This is a genomic window from Corynebacterium hesseae (assembly GCF_037850265.1).
Lineage (GTDB): Bacteria > Actinomycetota > Actinomycetes > Mycobacteriales > Mycobacteriaceae > Corynebacterium > Corynebacterium hesseae.
The window spans coordinates 510956-527799 of sequence record NZ_CP137211.1; the positions used below are offsets into that span (position 1 = coordinate 510956).

15 protein-coding genes are annotated in these 16844 nt (G+C 63.1%); 8 read left to right on the top strand and 7 right to left on the bottom strand.

Annotated elements, in window-relative coordinates; genetic code table 11:
- Positions 1–2: 2 nt before the first annotated feature.
- From R3O64_RS02530 to R3O64_RS02540, 3 genes are all read right to left on the bottom strand, one after another.
- Positions 3–2054, bottom strand: a complete 2052-nt coding sequence (locus tag R3O64_RS02530; RefSeq protein WP_339017217.1) for a M3 family metallopeptidase — start codon at positions 2052–2054, stop codon at positions 3–5.
- A 29-nt stretch (positions 2055–2083) separates the two neighbouring features.
- Positions 2084–3433 carry a PepSY-associated TM helix domain-containing protein gene (locus R3O64_RS02535; RefSeq protein WP_154762130.1) on the bottom strand — a complete coding sequence of 450 codons (1350 nt, stop codon included), beginning with the start codon at positions 3431–3433 and terminating at the stop codon, positions 2084–2086.
- 366 nt (positions 3434–3799) lie between these two features.
- The gene (locus tag R3O64_RS02540; protein ID WP_339017218.1) at positions 3800–5983 is read right to left on the bottom strand and encodes an NADP-dependent isocitrate dehydrogenase; all 2184 of its coding nucleotides are present in this window, start codon (positions 5981–5983) and stop codon (positions 3800–3802) included.
- A gap of 162 nt (positions 5984–6145) precedes the next feature.
- Here R3O64_RS02540 and R3O64_RS02545 point away from each other — a divergent pair, with 162 nt between their 5' ends.
- The 6 genes from R3O64_RS02545 to R3O64_RS02570 all read left to right on the top strand — a co-directional run bounded on the left by R3O64_RS02545 (position 6146) and on the right by R3O64_RS02570 (position 11527).
- On the top strand, positions 6146–7396 hold the full coding sequence (locus tag R3O64_RS02545; RefSeq protein WP_339017219.1) for an MFS transporter: 1251 nt from the start codon (positions 6146–6148) through the stop codon (positions 7394–7396).
- Between the two features lie 10 nt (positions 7397–7406).
- Entirely contained in the window at positions 7407–8306 is a 900-nt protein-coding gene (locus R3O64_RS02550) for an exodeoxyribonuclease III (RefSeq protein WP_144268694.1), read from the top strand.
- A gap of 65 nt (positions 8307–8371) precedes the next feature.
- Entirely contained in the window at positions 8372–8563 is a 192-nt protein-coding gene (locus tag R3O64_RS02555) for a hypothetical protein (protein WP_049157254.1), read from the top strand.
- Positions 8564–8611: 48 nt separating this feature from the next.
- Positions 8612–9646, top strand: a complete 1035-nt coding sequence (gene trpS / locus R3O64_RS02560; protein WP_070530655.1) for a tryptophan--tRNA ligase — start codon at positions 8612–8614, stop codon at positions 9644–9646.
- Positions 9647–9708: 62 nt separating this feature from the next.
- Positions 9709–10791 carry a YhjD/YihY/BrkB family envelope integrity protein gene (locus R3O64_RS02565; RefSeq protein ID WP_070530653.1) on the top strand — a complete coding sequence of 361 codons (1083 nt, stop codon included), beginning with the start codon at positions 9709–9711 and terminating at the stop codon, positions 10789–10791.
- 4 nt (positions 10792–10795) lie between these two features.
- Positions 10796–11527: an RDD family protein gene (locus R3O64_RS02570; protein ID WP_339017220.1), complete on the top strand. Its 732-nt coding sequence runs from the start codon at positions 10796–10798 to the stop codon at positions 11525–11527.
- Here R3O64_RS02570 and R3O64_RS02575 read toward each other — a convergent pair.
- A complete protein-coding gene (locus tag R3O64_RS02575) occupies positions 11502–12722 on the bottom strand; it encodes a D-alanyl-D-alanine carboxypeptidase family protein (protein WP_339017221.1) in 1221 nt (406 codons plus the stop codon). The two genes, R3O64_RS02570 and R3O64_RS02575, sit on opposite strands and share 26 nt — an antisense overlap.
- Positions 12723–12761: 39 nt before the next feature.
- On the opposite strand from R3O64_RS02575, the gene R3O64_RS02580 reads away from it, so the two are divergent.
- Positions 12762–13646 carry an adenosine deaminase gene (locus R3O64_RS02580; protein WP_339017222.1) on the top strand — a complete coding sequence of 295 codons (885 nt, stop codon included), beginning with the start codon at positions 12762–12764 and terminating at the stop codon, positions 13644–13646.
- Positions 13647–13649: 3 nt separating this feature from the next.
- On the opposite strand, the gene R3O64_RS02585 is transcribed toward R3O64_RS02580, so the two are convergent.
- From R3O64_RS02585 to R3O64_RS02595, 3 genes are read right to left on the bottom strand one after another with little or no spacing between them, the layout of a single operon-like run.
- Positions 13650–14888 carry a hypothetical protein gene (locus R3O64_RS02585; protein ID WP_070530645.1) on the bottom strand — a complete coding sequence of 413 codons (1239 nt, stop codon included), beginning with the start codon at positions 14886–14888 and terminating at the stop codon, positions 13650–13652.
- Positions 14889–14899: 11 nt separating this feature from the next.
- The gene (locus R3O64_RS02590; protein ID WP_339017223.1) at positions 14900–15763 is read right to left on the bottom strand and encodes a C40 family peptidase; all 864 of its coding nucleotides are present in this window, start codon (positions 15761–15763) and stop codon (positions 14900–14902) included.
- Entirely contained in the window at positions 15763–16047 is a 285-nt protein-coding gene (locus R3O64_RS02595; RefSeq protein WP_339017224.1) for a hypothetical protein, read from the bottom strand. The genes R3O64_RS02590 and R3O64_RS02595 overlap by 1 nt, the downstream gene beginning before the upstream one ends.
- Before the next feature lie 61 nt (positions 16048–16108).
- Here R3O64_RS02595 and upp point away from each other — a divergent pair, with 61 nt between their 5' ends.
- Complete coding sequence (upp, locus tag R3O64_RS02600; RefSeq protein ID WP_070530640.1) at positions 16109–16744, top strand: uracil phosphoribosyltransferase; 636 nt, start codon at positions 16109–16111, stop codon at positions 16742–16744.
- Positions 16745–16844 lie beyond the last annotated feature (100 nt).

Sequence of the window (16844 nt, forward strand, 5' to 3'; positions counted from 1 at the left end):
AACTAGGCACCGGCGAGGCCGCGGCGCTTGAGCAGCGGCGCAACGTCCTTGTCGCGGCCGCGGAACTCGCGGTAAGCCTCCGTGAAGTCGCGGGATGCGCCCTTCGACAGGATGACATCGCGGAACTTTTGGCCGGCCTCGCGAAGGTCGGTTTGCTCCTTGAACCACTCGAAACCATCGGCATCGAGGGCCTCGGCCCAGAGATAGGAGTAGTAGCCCGCGGAGTAGCCACCGGCGAAGATGTGGTTGAAGTAGGTCGAGCGATAGCGCGGCGCAATGAGCTCGTTGTCTAGCCCGGCCGCGCGCAGGGCCTCGGCCTCGAACTCGGCGACGGCCTCCGGTGTAGCTTCCAACTCGGCGGCCTCCGACGCGCTCAGGGAATGCCACGCGAGGTCGATGATCGACGCCCCCAGATACTCCGAGGTGGCGAATCCCTGGCCGAACTCGGAGGCGGCGGAGATGGCGTCGAGAAGCTCGTCCGGAATAGGTTCGCCCGTCTCCACGTGGCGGGCGTACTCCTTGACCAGTCTCTCATCGAGCGCCCAGTTCTCGTTGATCTGCGAGGGGAACTCCACCCAGTCGCGCGGCACGTTGGTGCCGGCGAAGGTGGGGTAGCGGACGTCGGAAAGCAGGCCATGCAGGGCGTGGCCGAATTCGTGGAAGACGGTGCGGACCTCGTCCATGCTCAGCAGCGGTTGGGAGCCGTCGGCGGGCTTGGTGATGCCCATGACGTTGACGATGACCGGCTTGCGCTCCAGCAGCCGGGATTGGCCCACGAACTCGCTCATCCATGCGCCTCCGCGCTTGGTGGGGCGTCCGAAGTAGTCGGTAAGGAGAAGGCCGATCCCCTTATCTCCGTGCGAGTCGATATCTACGTGCGGGACGTTTCCGTCCCGCACCTCCCAGACGCGAACCCCCTCCGCATAGCCCTCGAGGTCATCGCGCGGGATGACGGTGATGCCGTAAAGGCGCTCGGCGGCGGCGAAGACGCCCTTCTCCAGGATCTGATCCAGCGGGAAGTACTTGCGCAGCTCCTCCTCATCGAGGGAGAAGTCGCGGGCGCGGACCTTGGATTCCCAATAAGGCCAGTCCGCTGTGCTAAAACCCTGGCCGTTGAGCGTTGCTTCCTCCGCGAGGAGCTTCTGCTCGCCTTCGGCATTGGCCGCGGCGGCGGGGGCGAGGTCGAAGAGCATGGTGCGGGCGGCGTCGGCAGTCGCGGCGGTTTCCTCGGCGATGACGTAGTCGGCATGCGTGGCAAAGCCCAGCAGCTCAGCGCGCTCGGCGCGCAGCTGGACGGCCTCGATGAGACCCGGGATGTTGTTCTCGGAGCCCCTGCTTGTCGACGCCCCATACAACCTCCCCCTCGCATCCTCCCGCGCCAGGCGGCTCAGCTCGGACTGCACGGTCGGCAGCTCCAGCGGGATGACATAGCCCTCGCGGCCTAACGCCTCGGCGTCGGCCTTGGCGGAGGCGATGCGCTCTGCGGGCAGGCCCTCGAGTTCTTCCTCGGTGAAGGAGACCGCGCGCTCGCGGGTAGACGCCATGAGGTTGCGGCCGAATTCTTCAGAGAGCGCGGAGAGGCGCTGGTTGATCTCGGACAGGCGGGCCTTGCCGGCTGCGTCGAGGTCGGCGCCCTTGCGGGCAAAGGTGCGCAGGAGGTGGTCGTGGAGGCGCTGGCTTTCGGCGTCGTCGGCAGGCGGCGTGGCCTCCTTGATGCGTGCGTAGAGCACCTCGTTCTGGTAGATCGCGTCATAGTGCGCGGACAGGCGCGGGTAGATGTCGGCGGCGATCTCCTCCATCTCCTCGGTGACGTCGGTGCCGGAGAGGTTGCCAAAGACCGCCATGACGCGGTCGAGGTCCTGGCCGGAGCGCTCGAGCGCCTCCACCGTGTTTTCCCACGTCGGGGCGGCGGGGTTGTCGGTGATGGAGGCGATTTCGGCGTCGTGAAGCGCGAGTGCCTCGTCGAAGGCGGGGCGGTAGTGCTCGACCTTGATCTCCGCAAACGGTGGGAGCTGGTAGGGCAGCGTGGAGGGAGTCAGCAGTGGGTTAGTCATAAGAAACTACCGTACCTATGCCTCCTGCTCTATGTGATGGCATTCACTAGTTTCTTCTGTCGTGGTGTGTGGATGAGGATGACATCGAGAACCAAGAACGCCGCCAAGGTGATTCCTAAGAGCGGCAGGAAGACGCCGACGGTGGCCGCGAATAGCGCGCCCAGTCCTGTGGTGGCCCAGGAGAAGTGGGCAGTCGGGAGGAAGCGCGGGCGGCGTTTCCACCACATGCAGTAGCCCAGCACCACGAGAGCGGCGGTGGCCAGCCCCAGTGCGAGCAGTGCAATCTGCAGTGGCAGCCCGAACATGATGCCCATGTGCAGGTAGATGCCCCAGCTGCTGAGTTTGCTAAACAGCGGCAGGCTGGAGAAAGGCTGCCGGTCGATGACCTCCCCGGTGGTGCCATCTACCGAAATTGCATCGGAGGTGGTGCGCCATTCCACCCACCGTTCGCTGACCTGCCAGGCGGAGTGGGCATCCTCCGGCGGGTACAGGCGCAGCGGTCCGGTCAGTTCCTCGGCGCGGCCGGTGGCGAGGACACGCTCGGCGTCGGCAGCCACGCTCGTGCTTGCCGACGCTCCATGCCCTTCATGGCCTTCATGCCCGGTGTGCTCATGCGTTTCAGCGGTGGTGCCGTGCAGGGCGGTGTTGATGGGAGTGGCTTTCCAGTGCATGCGCTCGACGAGGGAATCGACGTTCCCGCCGGCCAGACCGGACCAGGTGATGCCGGTGGCAGAGAGGCCAAGCAGACCGATGAAGATCCACGCGCCAATAGTGGAGTGCAGGCGAGTGGCCTTCCAGCGGGCAGAGCGCTTGGGCTGCTGCTGCGCGGCGTTCGCGGTTGCTTTGTTCTTCGGGCGGCGGCGAATCCACCACATATAGAGGCCTCCACAGGCCATGACCCACAACCACGAAGCGGCTAGCTCCGAGTAGAGCTCACCGACCTTGCCCAGGTGGAAGCTTTCGTGCAGGGAGGAAATCCAGCGGCGCAGCGGCATCTCGCCTAGGCCCGAGTAGGTGGGGTAGTCCCCGATGACCTTGGCGGTTGCGGGGTCGATGAAGACGGTGCGCTGCAGGCTCTCGTCGATGCTTTCATCGGAGACCAGCACGCGCGTGGAATCTGTCGGTGTCGTGGCGGGCCAGACCTGCGTGACCGGCATGTCAGGGTGCTCGTGCTGCGCGGCCTGGATTTGTTCCTCCAAACTCAGCGGATTCTCCACGGTAGGCACCGTCAATACGTCGTGGTAGACCACCTTCTCCAGGGAGGGCGCCACGGCATAAAGACAGCCGGTCAATGCCGCGATGAGGATGAAGGGGCCGACGAACATGCCGCCATAAAAGTGGATGCGTTGAATGAAGGATCGCAGAGCCGTCCGACTCATAAGTAGTGCTCTTTCGGGGTCTATTGATTAGGGCCTCTGCTGAACGTTCGCGGGGCGTTCAGGAGGGGCGATGGACAGGTGCTGATATCAACTGCACTAGTAGTCGGAGGCGAGGGTTTCTCGGTTCCCAGGTATTGAAAAACTTTTTAACTAACTGGGGTCCTCGGCATGAAAAGGGCGAGAAATTCGCGAGATAAGGCGCGAGAAGCAAGAAACAGTCAAGAAAAAGTCTTCGCAGCTCAACGGGTAAAAATAGCGTCGCGGAGTGCTGTTTTAGGCCTGTTTGTGGTTAATGAAGCAAGAAAAGACCGCCTCGAACTCCGGGGAGGAGACGAAGCGGTCTTTTGTTAAGCGCCTAGCGCAGAATTACTTCTTCAGGCCATCAATGATGTCGTTGAAGGCAGCGACCGGGCGCATGGTCTGGTTGAGCTTCTCCTCGTTCGGGGCGTAGTAGCCGCCGAGGTCGACGGGGGCGCCCTGGACGTCGAGAAGCGCCTGCTCAATCTCGCCTGCCTTGGCCTCGAGGGCCTCAGCAACCGGCTTGAAGGCCTCGGCCAGCTCGGCGTCGTCGGTCTGCGCGGCCAGCTCCTTGGCCCAGTTGAGGGTCAGGAAGAAGTGGGAGCCGCGGTTGTCGTTCTCGCCCACCTTGCGGGACGGGGACTTGCCAGCATCCAGCAGGGTCTCGGTGGCCTTGTCCAGAGCAGCGGCCAGCACGCCGGCCTTGGCGTTGCCGTTGGTGTTGTGCTCGTGGCGGAAGGACTCAGCCAGGGCCAGGAACTCACCGAGGGAATCCCAGCGCAGGTGGTTCTCCTCCTGAACCTGCTGGACGTGCTTCGGGGCGGAGCCGCCGGCACCGGTCTCGAACAGGCCGCCGCCAGCCATAAGCGGAACCACGGAGAGCATCTTTGCGGAGGTGCCCAGCTCGAGGATGGGGAAGAGGTCCGTGTTGTAGTCACGCAGCACGTTGCCGGTCACGGAGATGGTGTCCTCGCCCTTGCGGATGCGCTCGACGGAGATCTTGGTCGCGGTGACCGGGTCCTCGATGGAGATGTCGAGGCCTTCGGTGTCGTGATCCTGCAGGTACTTGTTGACCAGCTCGATGAGGTTGGCGTCGTGGCCGCGCTCCGGGTCGAGCCAGAAGATGGCCTTCATGCCGGACAGGCGAGCGCGGTTGACGGCCAGCTTGACCCAGTCCTGGATCGGGGCGTCCTTGGTCTGGCAGGCGCGCCAGATATCGCCAGCTTCCACGTCGTGGGAGATGAGGGCCTCGCCCTTGGAGTTGCGGACCTCGACGGTGCCCGCAGCCGGGATCTTGAAGGTCTTGTTGTGGGAGCCGTACTCCTCAGCCTTCTGTGCCATGAGGCCGACGTTCGGGACGGTACCCATGGTGGTCGGGTCGTAAGCGCCGTTGGCCTTGCAATCCTCGATCACGGCCTGGTAGACGCCGGCGTAGGAAGAATCCGGGATGACGGCGAGGGTGTCCTGCTCCTCGTCGTTCTTGTTCCACATGTGGCCGGAGGTGCGGATCATGGCCGGCATGGAGGCGTCAATAATGACGTCAGACGGAACGTGCAGGTTGGTAATGCCCTTGTGGGAGTTGACCATGGCGAGGTCAGGACCGTCGGCAAGCGCGGCGTCGAAGGCAGCCTTGATCTCAGCACCGTTCTCCAGCTTGTCCAGGCCCTCGTAGATAGCGCCCAGGCCGTTCTCGCCATTGAGGCCAGCGGCCTCGAGCTCCTTGCCGTACTTCTCAAAGACGTCAGCGAAGAAAGCGCGCACCACGTGGCCGAAGATGATGGGGTCAGAGACCTTCATCATGGTGGCCTTGAGGTGAGCGGAGAAGAGAACGCCCTCTTCCTTGGCGCGGGCAACCTGCGCCTTGAGGAACTCATCGAGTGCCTTGGCGGACATGAAGGTGCCGTCGATGACCTCGCCCTTGAGGACCGGCAGCTTCTCCAGCAGGGTCTGCTCGCCCTCGGCGGTCTTCAGGACGATGGAGAGGGTGTCCTCCTCCGGCATGATGACGGACTTCTCGTTGTGGCGGAAGTCGTTAGCGTCCATGGTGGCCACGGTGGTCTTGGAATCAGCGGACCAAGCGCCCATCTTGTGCGGGTTCTTCTTAGCGAAGTTCTTGACCGCAATCGGAGCGCGGCGGTCGGAGTTGCCCTCACGCAGAACCGGGTTGACGGCGGAGCCCTTGACGGCGTCGTACTTCTCCTGAGCCTCTTCGTACTCCGGGAGATCAAAGCCGGCTGCCTGCAGCTCAGCGATGGCCTTCTTCAGCTGCACCAGGGAAGCGGAGATGTTCGGCAGCTTAATGATGTTGGCTTCCGGGGTCTTGGCCAGCTGGCCAAGCTCAGCCAGGGCGTCGGAAACCTTCTTGTCACCAAGGCGCTCCGGGAACTGGGCCAGGATGCGGCCGGCCAGGGAAATGTCGCGGGTTTCTACCTCGATGCCCGCGGTGGAAGCGAAGGCCTCCACGACCGGCTTGAAGGAGTAGGTCGCCAGCAGCGGCGCCTCGTCGGTACGGGTCCAGATAATCTTTGCCATGGTTCTCCTAAAGAAGTTGAAAACTGTTCAACCTCACAGGATACCTGTCTTATTTTCTCGCGGTGCCGGTCCCCCTGTGACTCGCGCCACCAGCGGGGCGGGGCTGTGTGATCGCTAGGGCCTTCTCGTCTGCGCGCGGGAAAGGGACTAAGGTACGCGCACGTGAATCTCCCGCACTCCGCTCCCCGCATCCAACGCCGTCCCGTCCCGCGCCAAACGGAAATCTCCTCAACCCGCCGCACCATCGTCATGATCGCCATGGCGCTGGGTGCCTTCGCCATCGGCACCACGGAGTTCACCTCGATGGGCCTGCTACCGCTCATCGCGGATGATTTCGGGATTACGGAAGACACGGCGTCGGTAGTCATCTCCGTCTATGCACTCGGCGTTGTCGTGGGCGCGCCGGTCATCGCTGCACTCACGGGCAAGCTCCCACGCCGCCGCCTCATTATCCTGCTTATTGGTTTCTTGCTCGTGGGCAACCTGCTCACGGCCTTGGCCCCGAACTACGGAGTTCTGCTGGTGGCGCGCTTCATCGCTGGCCTGCCGCACGGCGCGTACTTCTCCGTAGCTAACCTGGCGGCGGTCTCGATGGCACCTCCTGGCCACCAAGGTTTTGCCATGTCGATGGTGGGCATGGGTCTGTCCATCGCCACCGTGATCGGTGTGCCCGCGGCCCAGGCCCTAGGCCAAGGATTGGGCTGGCATGCGGCGTACTTTTTGGTCGTGGCCATTGCGGGGCTGACGATGATCCTGCTCTTTTTCCTCTTCCCGCACATGACGCGCATGCCGCAAACGGATATGTTTACTGAGCTTGGCGCGCTGAAAAACAGCCAGGTTCTGCTCACCGTCTTCCTTGGCACCGTTGGCTTCGGCGGCATGTTCGCCGTCTACACCTACATCACGTGGACCATGACGGACGTCGCCGGCATGGACCCGAGCCACACGTGGATTGTGCTCATGGCCTATGGCATCGGCATGACGACAGGCAACGTCGCCGGTGGCTGGTTGGCGGACCGTAACCTGGAATTCGGCATCATTTTTGCCCTTATCTGCATGGTTAGTGTGTCGGTGACCTTCTACTTCGTGGCGCACAGCGCGTGGGCGGGCACGATTGTCTTTGGCGTCTTGGCCTTCTTCGGCTCCATCCTTGTGCCGTCGTTGCAGCTGCGCTTGGTCAACGTGGCGGGGGATGCGCAGACCCTCGCGGCGGCATTGAACCAGTCCGCCCTCAACATCGCCAATGCGGCGGGCGCGGCCATCGGCGGCGCAGTCGTGGGCGCGGGCTACTCCTATAACTCCACCGCGCTGGCCGGTGCGGGCCTGGCGGTGGCAGGCTGTCTCACCTGGGTTGTCACAATGTGGGACAAGCGCCGTCTAGCCCCTTCCGTGAAGATTATTGAACAGAGTTAGACTGTCCGGCATGAGTTTCACCATCGCCTCCGTCAACGTCAACGGCATCCGCGCGGCTTGCAAACAGCGCAATGAGAACAACCCAGGCATGAACGCGTGGCTGGAGACCACACCGGCCGACGTCGTCCTCATGCAGGAGGTGCGCGCCAACCCCGAGCAGACCCAGAAGGCCTTGGCCCCGGCTCTGGAGGCCGGATGGAACCTGGTACAGGCCGAATCTGCCGCCAAGGGCCGCGCGGGCGTGGGCATCCTATCGAAGCACGCGCTTGGCGACGTCTCCGTGGGCTTCGGCTCCTTCGCCGAATCCGGCCGCTTCATCGCCGCCACCGTGGACGGCGTGCGGGTGGCTTCCCTGTATTTGCCTTCCGGTGATACCGATTCCCCGAAGCAGGATGAGAAATACCTCTTCCTGGATGAATTCTCTGACGTTCTGGATGAGATGGCCGTGACCTACCCGGAGGCCGTCATCGGCGGTGACTGGAACATCTGCCACCGTGCCCAGGACCTGAAGAACAATAAGGCCAACGAGAAAAAGTCCGGCCACCTGCCGGAGGAGCGCGCCTTCATGGACCGCGTCTTCGGATCTTTCCCGGATGAGCAGCCGCAGGACAAGAAGGGGCTGGGGGACTGGCTTGGCGTGGTGGACTATGAGACCAAGACCGCGTGGGAGGCGGCCAAGGATCCGCAGTGGTTTGACGTCGCCAGGCGCCTGCACCCGGCGGCGGATGGCCCCTACACGTGGTGGACCTACCGTGGCCAGGCTTTCAACAACGATGCCGGATGGCGCATTGACTACCAGGCGGCCACGAAGGCCATGCTGGAGCGCGCGCAGCGCACCTGGGTGGAGAAGGCGCCGACGGTGGAGGAGCGCTGGTCTGATCACTCTCCGCTTCTGGTCGAGTACAAGTAGCCCACTCCAAGTAGTGGTACGATAATCCCGTCTTAACGTCCTTTTCTATTTCGCAGGAGATGCTCATGACCCGCGCAATCATCTACTTTGTCCTCGGCGCTATTCTGCTTGCCCTGGGTATCTGGTGGTGGACCATCGTCGGACCGTCCTTTGCCTTCCTTGGCCCGATCGTCCTCCAGGGCGTTGGCGGCGCGTTCATGGTGGCCGGTTTCGCCGTCATGATGGACGTTATTAGCCCGACCTCCCGCAAGATTTAACCGACGCAGCGCCGCCCCAGCGGAGGCGGCAGAGTAGAGTGGTCAACCATGACTGACTCCACTTCTGCATCGAACTCGGCTTCCCGAGTCCTCTCTGGCATTCAGCCCACGGCGGACTCTTACCACCTGGGTAACTACCTCGGAGCGCTCAAGCAGTGGATTGACCTGCAAGACTCGCACGAGGCTTTCTACTTCATCCCGGACCTGCACGCCATCACGGTGGAGCAGAACCCGGAGGAGCTGCGCCACCGCACTGTGGCGGGTGCTGCGCAGCTGATCGCGTTGGGCATCGACCCGGCGAAATCTACCCTCTTCGTCCAATCCCACGTCCCCGCGCACGCGGAGTTGACGTGGGTTTTGCAGTGCCTGACCGGCTTCGGTGAGGCCTCCCGCATGACCCAGTTCAAGGACAAGTCTCAAAAGCAGGGCCAGGACCGCACCTCGGTGGGCTTGTTTACCTACCCCGTTTTGATGGCCGCGGATATCCTTCTCTATTCCCCGCACTACGTGCCGGTGGGGGAGGACCAGCGCCAGCACCTCGAGCTCACCCGCAACCTGGCGGAGCGTTTCAACAACAAGTACGGTGAGGTCTTCCGCGTGCCGGAGGCCTTCATTCCGGAAGGCTCGGCCAAGATTTATGACCTGCAAGAGCCGACGTCCAAGATGTCGAAGTCGGGGGCCAACCCGAAGGGCATCGTGAACCTGCTCGATGCTCCCAAGACCTCCGCCAAGCGCATCAAGTCCGCGGTGACCGATGACCTCGGCGTGGTGGCCTTTGACCGTGAGAAGCAGCCGGGCGTGTCCAACCTACTGGCCATCCAGTCCGCGCTGACGGGGGAGAGCATCCCGGATCTCGTGGACAAGTATGCCGGTCAGGGCTATGGCCACCTCAAGGTCGATACGGCCGAGGCGCTCGAGGCCTTCACCACTCCGCTCAAGGCTCGCTACGACGAGCTCATGGAAGACCGCGGCGAGCTCGAGCGCATCTTGGCCCAGGGCGCCGAGCGCGCTACGGAGATCGCCACCCCCCTCGTGGACAAGGTCTACGAGGCGGTGGGGTTCCTCCCCGCGCGTCGCGGCTGAGTTGGCTAGCATGATGAAGACTGTGTAGAGGTTTCTGTAATTAACTTTTAAGGGGAACGCCAGTGGCGCCAACGACTCGACCTGATGAGAAGAAGACCGATGACTACGGCATTGAGCGAGCTCACGCCGATGAACCGGGCGCGGTAGACAAAGTCCGTGAGAAGTCCGGCTTCATCGACCACATTATGAAGATGCTGGACCGCTACGGTAGCCAAGGCGGCAACCAGTTCGCGGCCGGAATTACGTATTTCTCGGTTCTAGCTCTCTTTCCCATCTTCATGCTCACCGTGGCCGCCGCCGCGACCGTGCTGGCGAACCGCCCCGACCTCATGCAGCAGCTGGAGGAGCAGATCACCAACGCCGTATCGGGCGATCTGGGTAATTCGATCACGGAGCTCCTGCACACCGCGATTGAGCAGCGCGGCGCAATGTACGGCATCGGTGGCCTGACCACCCTGTGGTCCGGGCTGGGGTGGATGAATAATCTGCGCATTGGTATTTCAGCGATGTGGATGCAGGATCCGACTGATGCCCCGGGCAATTTTGTCACCAAGAAGCTCAGCGACCTGCTGGGCCTCATTGGCCTGCTCGTGGCCATGATCATCGCCTTCGGCGTGACGGCAGCGGGTTCCTCCGGGCTGACCCAAAAGATCTTCGAGTGGGTCGGCATCGAGTCCTTCCCTGGCATGGGAGCGGTGCTTGTTATCGCCGGAATCGTGATTGGTCTTATCGCTAACTTCCTGGTCTTCTGGTGGATGGTGGCCTTCCTGCCGCGCACGAAGGTGCCCACCAAGTCGGGCTTGATGGGCGCGGCCATCGGCGCGGTGCTCTTTGAAGCCATCAAGCAGCTGTCCACCGTCATCATGTCCTCCGCGGCGGGAAACCCGGCTGGTGCCGTGTTTGGCCCGGTGATCGTCCTCATGGTGGTCATGTACCTGGTGTGGCGCGTCGTGCTCTATGTTTCCGCGTGGACGGCCACCACCGAGGAATCCCTGGAGCTGATGGTCCCGCCGGTTCCGGATCAGGCGGTTATCCGCGTCCGCAATGAGATCCGCCGGGGCCCGAACCCGGGCGTGACCTTGGGTGCTGGTGCCGCACTCGGCGCGGCGGCCGCGGGCGCATGGGCCTTGCTGCGCCGAAAGTAGGCCGATGCTTCCAGTATCTTTCGCTCCGAACCTGTACGAACACTTCACCCTGGATTCGCGCGCGACCTCACGCGAACTCGGCGTGCAGCTGGCGGCTGCCGACGCCCGCCTCGAAGGCCTCGGCTACCTCCCCGAGGATGCGGAGCGCGAGGAGCTTGCCGTTGCCGCCCGCATCCTCTGCGAGCCTTCTTCCCGGGCAAGCTATGACCAAAAGGTAGAATTAGGCGCCCGGCTTACCTGGGCGCAACTGGAGGACTACGCGAATACCGGCCGCTGGGACGAAAGCCACCACGCTCCCGCGCCCGCGCACGACGCCCCGCGCGCAACCCCCGGTACCCGCGTGGTTTTGGCCGTCATCGACTACGTCATTGCGGCGATTGGTGTGTCCCTCCTCGTAAGTCTCGGGGTGTACAACTCCGCTTTCAATGAGGTCTGGCTCACCAGCATCTCGGGCATCATCACGGTGGCCTATTACATCTGCTTCGAGGTCCTCGTAGGAGCAACGCCGGCGAAGCTGATAGCTGGATACACGGTGCGCGATGTCACCACCCGCGAGAAGCTCACCTGGCAGCAGAGCATTAAGCGCAACTGGTGGCGCGTGGCCTCCCTCGTGCCGCTTGTCGGCCCGCTCATTGCCTTCTTCGGAGCCCTCTACGTGGTGACCACGATTGGCCCGAAGAACGCGCTTCGCGGCCAGCACGACATCATGGCTAACGCCGAAGTAGTGAAAAAGTAGCCACCGCCACCACGAGGAGGGCGACGAGGCCCGCCACCAGCCACCCGATCCAGCCCTGCGAGTCCGCGAAGGAGGACGTCGCCGCCGGGGCCTCAGCGGTGGCGGTGGCAGAAGGCGCGGTAGGCACAGGGCTTGGCTCCTGCGACTCCGAAGGCTCGTGCCTCCCAGCCGCGAAATCATCGAGCTGCCCCACGCCGTCGCCGGGCTGGACGTCGGAAGATTCGTCGAGAAGCATCTGCGCCTGCTCCCAGGCGCGGAAACCATGCTCAACGGTCGTATCGAGGAGAACCGCCTGGAGGCGGCGCCCATTGCGGTTGATCGCACCGACGAAAGTGTGGTGAGCGTCCTCGGTATAGCCGGTCTTGCCGCCGATGCCATCCGGATCATTGAGGAAGAGCCCGTTATCGTTCCACAGCTCATAACCGGGCATCTCACCCCAGCCGGGAAACTCCACGTGCTCAGTATCGACGATGCGCGCGAAGGTGTCGTTGGCAAAAGCCGCGCGGTAAATCAGCGAGATATCCGCCGCGGACGTCGACATACCCGCCGCGTCCAGCCCGGAGTAGCTGGCCGCCACCGTCGAGCGCGTGCCAATCTCCTTCGCCTTCGCGTTGACCTTCTCCAGCGCCTCCTCATCCCCGCCTATGGCCTGCGCGAGAGCGTGTGCGGCATCGTTGCCGGAGGCCATGAGAAGGCCCTGCAGGAGCTGCTCCACGGTATAGACCCCATCCGGGCCGAGGCCGACAGCGGAGCCTTCGACGGAGGCGTCGTCAAGCGTGGCGGTGATGCGTTGGTCCAGGGGAAGTTCCTCGATGACCACGAGCGCCAGTAGCGCCTTGATGATGGAGGCCGGGCGGTAGCGCCCGTTGGGGTCCTTCATGGCGATGATCTCGCCAGTATCCAGGTCGCTAACCATCCACGCCGAGGCAACGACGTCCTTATTGACCCGAAAGCCGCGCGGTGCGGTGACACCGCAGGCCGCGCCCTCAACCGCGGGCAGGGGAGTGGGCGCTGCCTGGCCGGGAGCCAACCGCTCCGAGGTGGTCGTCGGCTCCTCAGGCACGAGGGAATGCGGGCACGAGTCAGTATCCGGCGCGGTGGTGCGCGTGGGCGATGAAGACTCTTCCTCTTCTGCGAACGCTGGCGGCGTGGTGGCCAGAGCGATGGCAGTGAGGAGCACGGGGATATGTTTCATAGCGTGCTTAATCCTAGACCCCGTCCTAGGATGAACCTCATGCATGACGCACCTCTGATTAGCCCTGAAAACAAAGATTCCGGCGCCGAGATTTTCGCTCGTCTGCCCAAAGTGACGCTGTTGGCGCCGCTGCCCACGGATGCATCCACCCCGGACGAGCTCCGCGCGGCCACGCACGCTGCTGTGCAGGCGCTTGCCGACGACCACGTGGTCTACGCCGAGCTCCGCCTGCGCCCCAGTGCTTTCCCCTTCGGTGCCGCCGAGGCGCTGGCTGCGGCGCAAGAGGGTCTTGATGTTCCCGGTATTGATGCGCGGATCATCGTGGAGGGCGCGGCCGACAATGTGGATGCCGGCGAGGCCGCGGTGGGCGTGGCGCTGACTGAGCTGTCCGCAGCGGAGAAGCTGCGTGAAAATTTCATTCCCTGGGAGCGGGACGTGGCTTCGTACGAGGATGCCGTGGCGGCCGTGCGCGCGGGTGCCACGCGTCTGGTTCACGCAACGGATCTCATCGATGATTTCGGTGCCGACCTTGACGGCGTTCGCCCGGGCAAGGCCTCTGCGTGGGTGCGGGATCGCCGCATCGCGCTGACCTTTGCGCCGCTAGAGGAATTGCCCGCAGAGGAGCTGGCCGATCACCCTCTGCCGCTGCTACAGCAGCTCGGCTTTACCTGCACGGTGGCGGGCGAGAAGCTCAGCGATGTCTTCCTCGCCCTGAGCGAGACCTTCGGCTATGGCCTCGAGGAGTTCTTCGACCTCACCATCAAGGCCATTGAGAATTCCTTTGCTAGCGAAGAAGACCGCCAGCGCCTCATCGAGCAGGAGATCCTGCCCGCCTATGAGGAACTGGCGGCTCCGGAATTCGCGGAAGACGCTTCAGATATGAGCGATTCCGATGCGGAAGAAGACAGTGAGTCTTCCGAGTAGAAGCTAGAAGCGGGAGAAACGCTTCGTCAGCATTTCTTCCAGGCCCTTCCAGGACTCCGCATGCTCGGTGTAGGGCTTGGAAGGAACGTAACCTGCGTGCTCGGTGGAGCCGAGCATGTAGCCCAGGTAGTCCTGGAAGCGCGGGTTCTGCAGCATATAAGAGTTGATGGAGTCATCACCGGCCCAGTCGGCGGCGTCGGCGCAGACTTCGTAGCAGCGGCTCATCTGATCCGTATCGACAGCCTCCGGGCCCTTTTCAATGTCGCGCACGATGCCATTGAAGGTGTACTGGTTATCCGGGTGGACGGTGACCTCGAGCTCGCCCGCGTTCGCCGCGGCAACGACCTCCTCCCAAGTGGAAACTTTTGCTAAGTCGTGGTCATCGTTCTCCATGATCCAGCGCACGAGCACCTTGGAGCTGGGGAAGGTAAAGATCTCGCCCCACTTGCCCAAGAACACCGGCTTGCCGTTGAGGTAGGTGCGCAGGGTGTAGACCGTTCGCTGGTTGGCGGTGATCTTAATCGGGTCGATGCCTGCGGCTGCCCACGGGGAATTGTCGTAGGGATCGGCGGATTTCGCTGCCGCCTCGCGCTCTTCTTCGGCCTTCTTGCGTGCTTCTTCCGCGGCTTCGCTGGCGGCAGAGATGCGGGTAGCGGCATCCGCGGTTGCCTCCTGGCTGAAATCGGAGGAAGGGATGACCTTGACTACCTTGTCGAGGTCCTCGATGACCTCACGCCAGTTGCTATGAATAACGCGGCCTACGCCGGACCATTCGCCCATGCCCTGGTCACCGGCATAGTGATCGGCTCCGCGGGCGGGGTTGCGCAAGATGGAATGCGAAGCGAAGAAAATAACGGTGTGCTCCGCGGCCCCGACCTCTGCCAGCGCGTGTGCAATTTCTAGGCAGCGTGCGACGGTGGACACGTTCTCGTGGCTGGGGCGGCCAGCCAAGTGCTTTGGCATGCCGATGAGGTCGTATACATGCTTCTTCTCCGGAACGACGCGGTCCGCTGCCTGGGAATTGAAGGCCTCCCACTTTGGGTGATCGAGCAGGTCGTGCTTCGAGCCGGATTCGAGGAAGCACAGCATCTCGGCTTCGGTGTTAAAGAGCAAGACGGACTCGTCATCACCGAGAAAGGCCTGCCACTCGGAACCATTTTGGCGCCACTTCGGCGCCCAAAGGGTATAAAAATCACCCTCAGAAAGGGAGAGTTGGATGGGTACAATCGCGCGGGTGTTCATGGGCAAACAGTCTACCCTGTAGGCCTCCAGAACCCTTTGAAAGCCATCCCCATGTTGTTAGTGCGCAGCGGATTGGTTTGCACAGGGCTGCCCGCCTCCACCATCTGTCCGCCGCCGGAGTACATGGCCACGTGCCCATCCCACACGATGAGGTCACCGGGCTGCAGTTCGTCTGCGCTTACCTGACGGCCCACGGTCTGGCTTTCTGCGGTGCGCGGCAGCTCCACCCCCGCTTGGCGCCAAGCCCATTGCGTCAACCCAGAGCAATCAAAGCTGCCATTGCCGGTACCGCCCCACCCATAAGGAGTCCCCACCTGGGACAAAGCGGCCTGTGCCGCTGCCTGCCCTTGTGCGCTTCCTACGCTTGCGGTGGAGGACGCGGTGAGTGCGTGGCGCACCACGCCTTCCTCCTGCGGGCCGCGCACCGAGGGGCGAACAGCACGCTGGCCAATGGGGATGAGGGGAGCTGCTGCTTGCAGGAGCTCCCCAGCCAGCTGCTTGACGCGAAGCATCGCTTTGCCAACGTATTCCATGGCCAGGGCTTGCAATGCTGAACGCGCCGCAGCCTGTGTTGCAGGATTCGGGATAAGCAGCCCGAGAGCGGTAGGTAGTCCGCGCTGGAGAAGCTCGAAGCCCAGACCGATGAGGTCCCTGACTGTCGCCGCGATGAGCCTGCGGGCAGCATCCAGAGCTGAGCGGGCGGTGGAGAGATCCTCGGTGGCTTGGCGCACAGTGTCTAACAACGCCCGTGGATCTCCATGCGCAATTTCCGCTAGCGGCCCTGCAGCAGTGAGATCGGGCACAGTGGGCAGGGAGACGTCGGGAAGCTGCGCCGGCTGAATCCGGGCAATGTGGGCGAGTGCTGACTCCAACATCACAGACCCCCGCACGCGTTCGCGAGAGCACCATCGGCGTCTTCCGCTTCGCGGGCCATGCGGAAGCTGGAGTCCGCCACGGCACCTGCATCCACCCTGACCTGGGCAAGGCGGGCGGAAAGGTTCTCCATGGCGGTGTTAAAGATTCCAGTGAAACCGCCCAGAACGGTATCGACCGGTAGCTCAGGAGGGGGAGTGGAGGAGGCCTGGGAGACGGCGGCAAGCTCATGCGCCAGCCTACGGGTGTGTTCGGTGTCGATATTAAACGTGTGGAAGCTAGTCATGGCTTATTAGACTGTGCCGCCCGCTGATCGGTTCCCGGCCGATTCTTATACAGTGAAGGGCATGGATATCCACGTAGTAGACCACCCCCTCGCCGCCTCCCGGCTCACACTCATGCGCGATGCCCGCAGCGATAATGCCGCCTTCCGTGCAGCTCTGCGGGATCTTGGCACCATGCTTGTCTATGAGGCAGCGCGCGACCTGCCCGTCGAGCATTTTGATTGCGTTACTCCCGTTGCCACGGCGGAGGGCACCCGCCTGCAGGACCCGCCAATTATCGTGCCCATCATCCGTGCTGGACTGGGCATGATTGACCCGGCGCTGTCGATGATCCCTGATGCCCAAGTTGGCTTCATCGGCATGGCGCGCGATGAAGAAACCCATGAGCCGGTGCCTTACCTGGAGGCCCTGCCGGAGGATCTCAGCGGGCGTAGCGTCTTTGTCGTCGATCCGATGCTCGCCACGGGCGGTTCCCTCCTGCATTCCCTGAAGCTTCTCGCGGACCGCGGCGCCACCGATATCACCGCGATCTGCATGGTGTCCGCGCAGCCGGGCGTCGATGCGCTGGCCAACTCGGGGCTGCCGGTTCGCTTGGTTACCGCGGCGATTGATCCGGCCCTCAACGAGGACGCCTACATCGTGCCGGGGCTTGGCGACGCCGGCGACCGCCTCTACGGTCCCCGCAATATCGACCTGTAGCGAAGGTAGACCGCTCAGTATATCCGGCGTGTGACCTGCCCGGCTAACTGAACCGCATGGTCTAGTTGTAGACTCTTCTCAATAGGACACCACGGAGGAG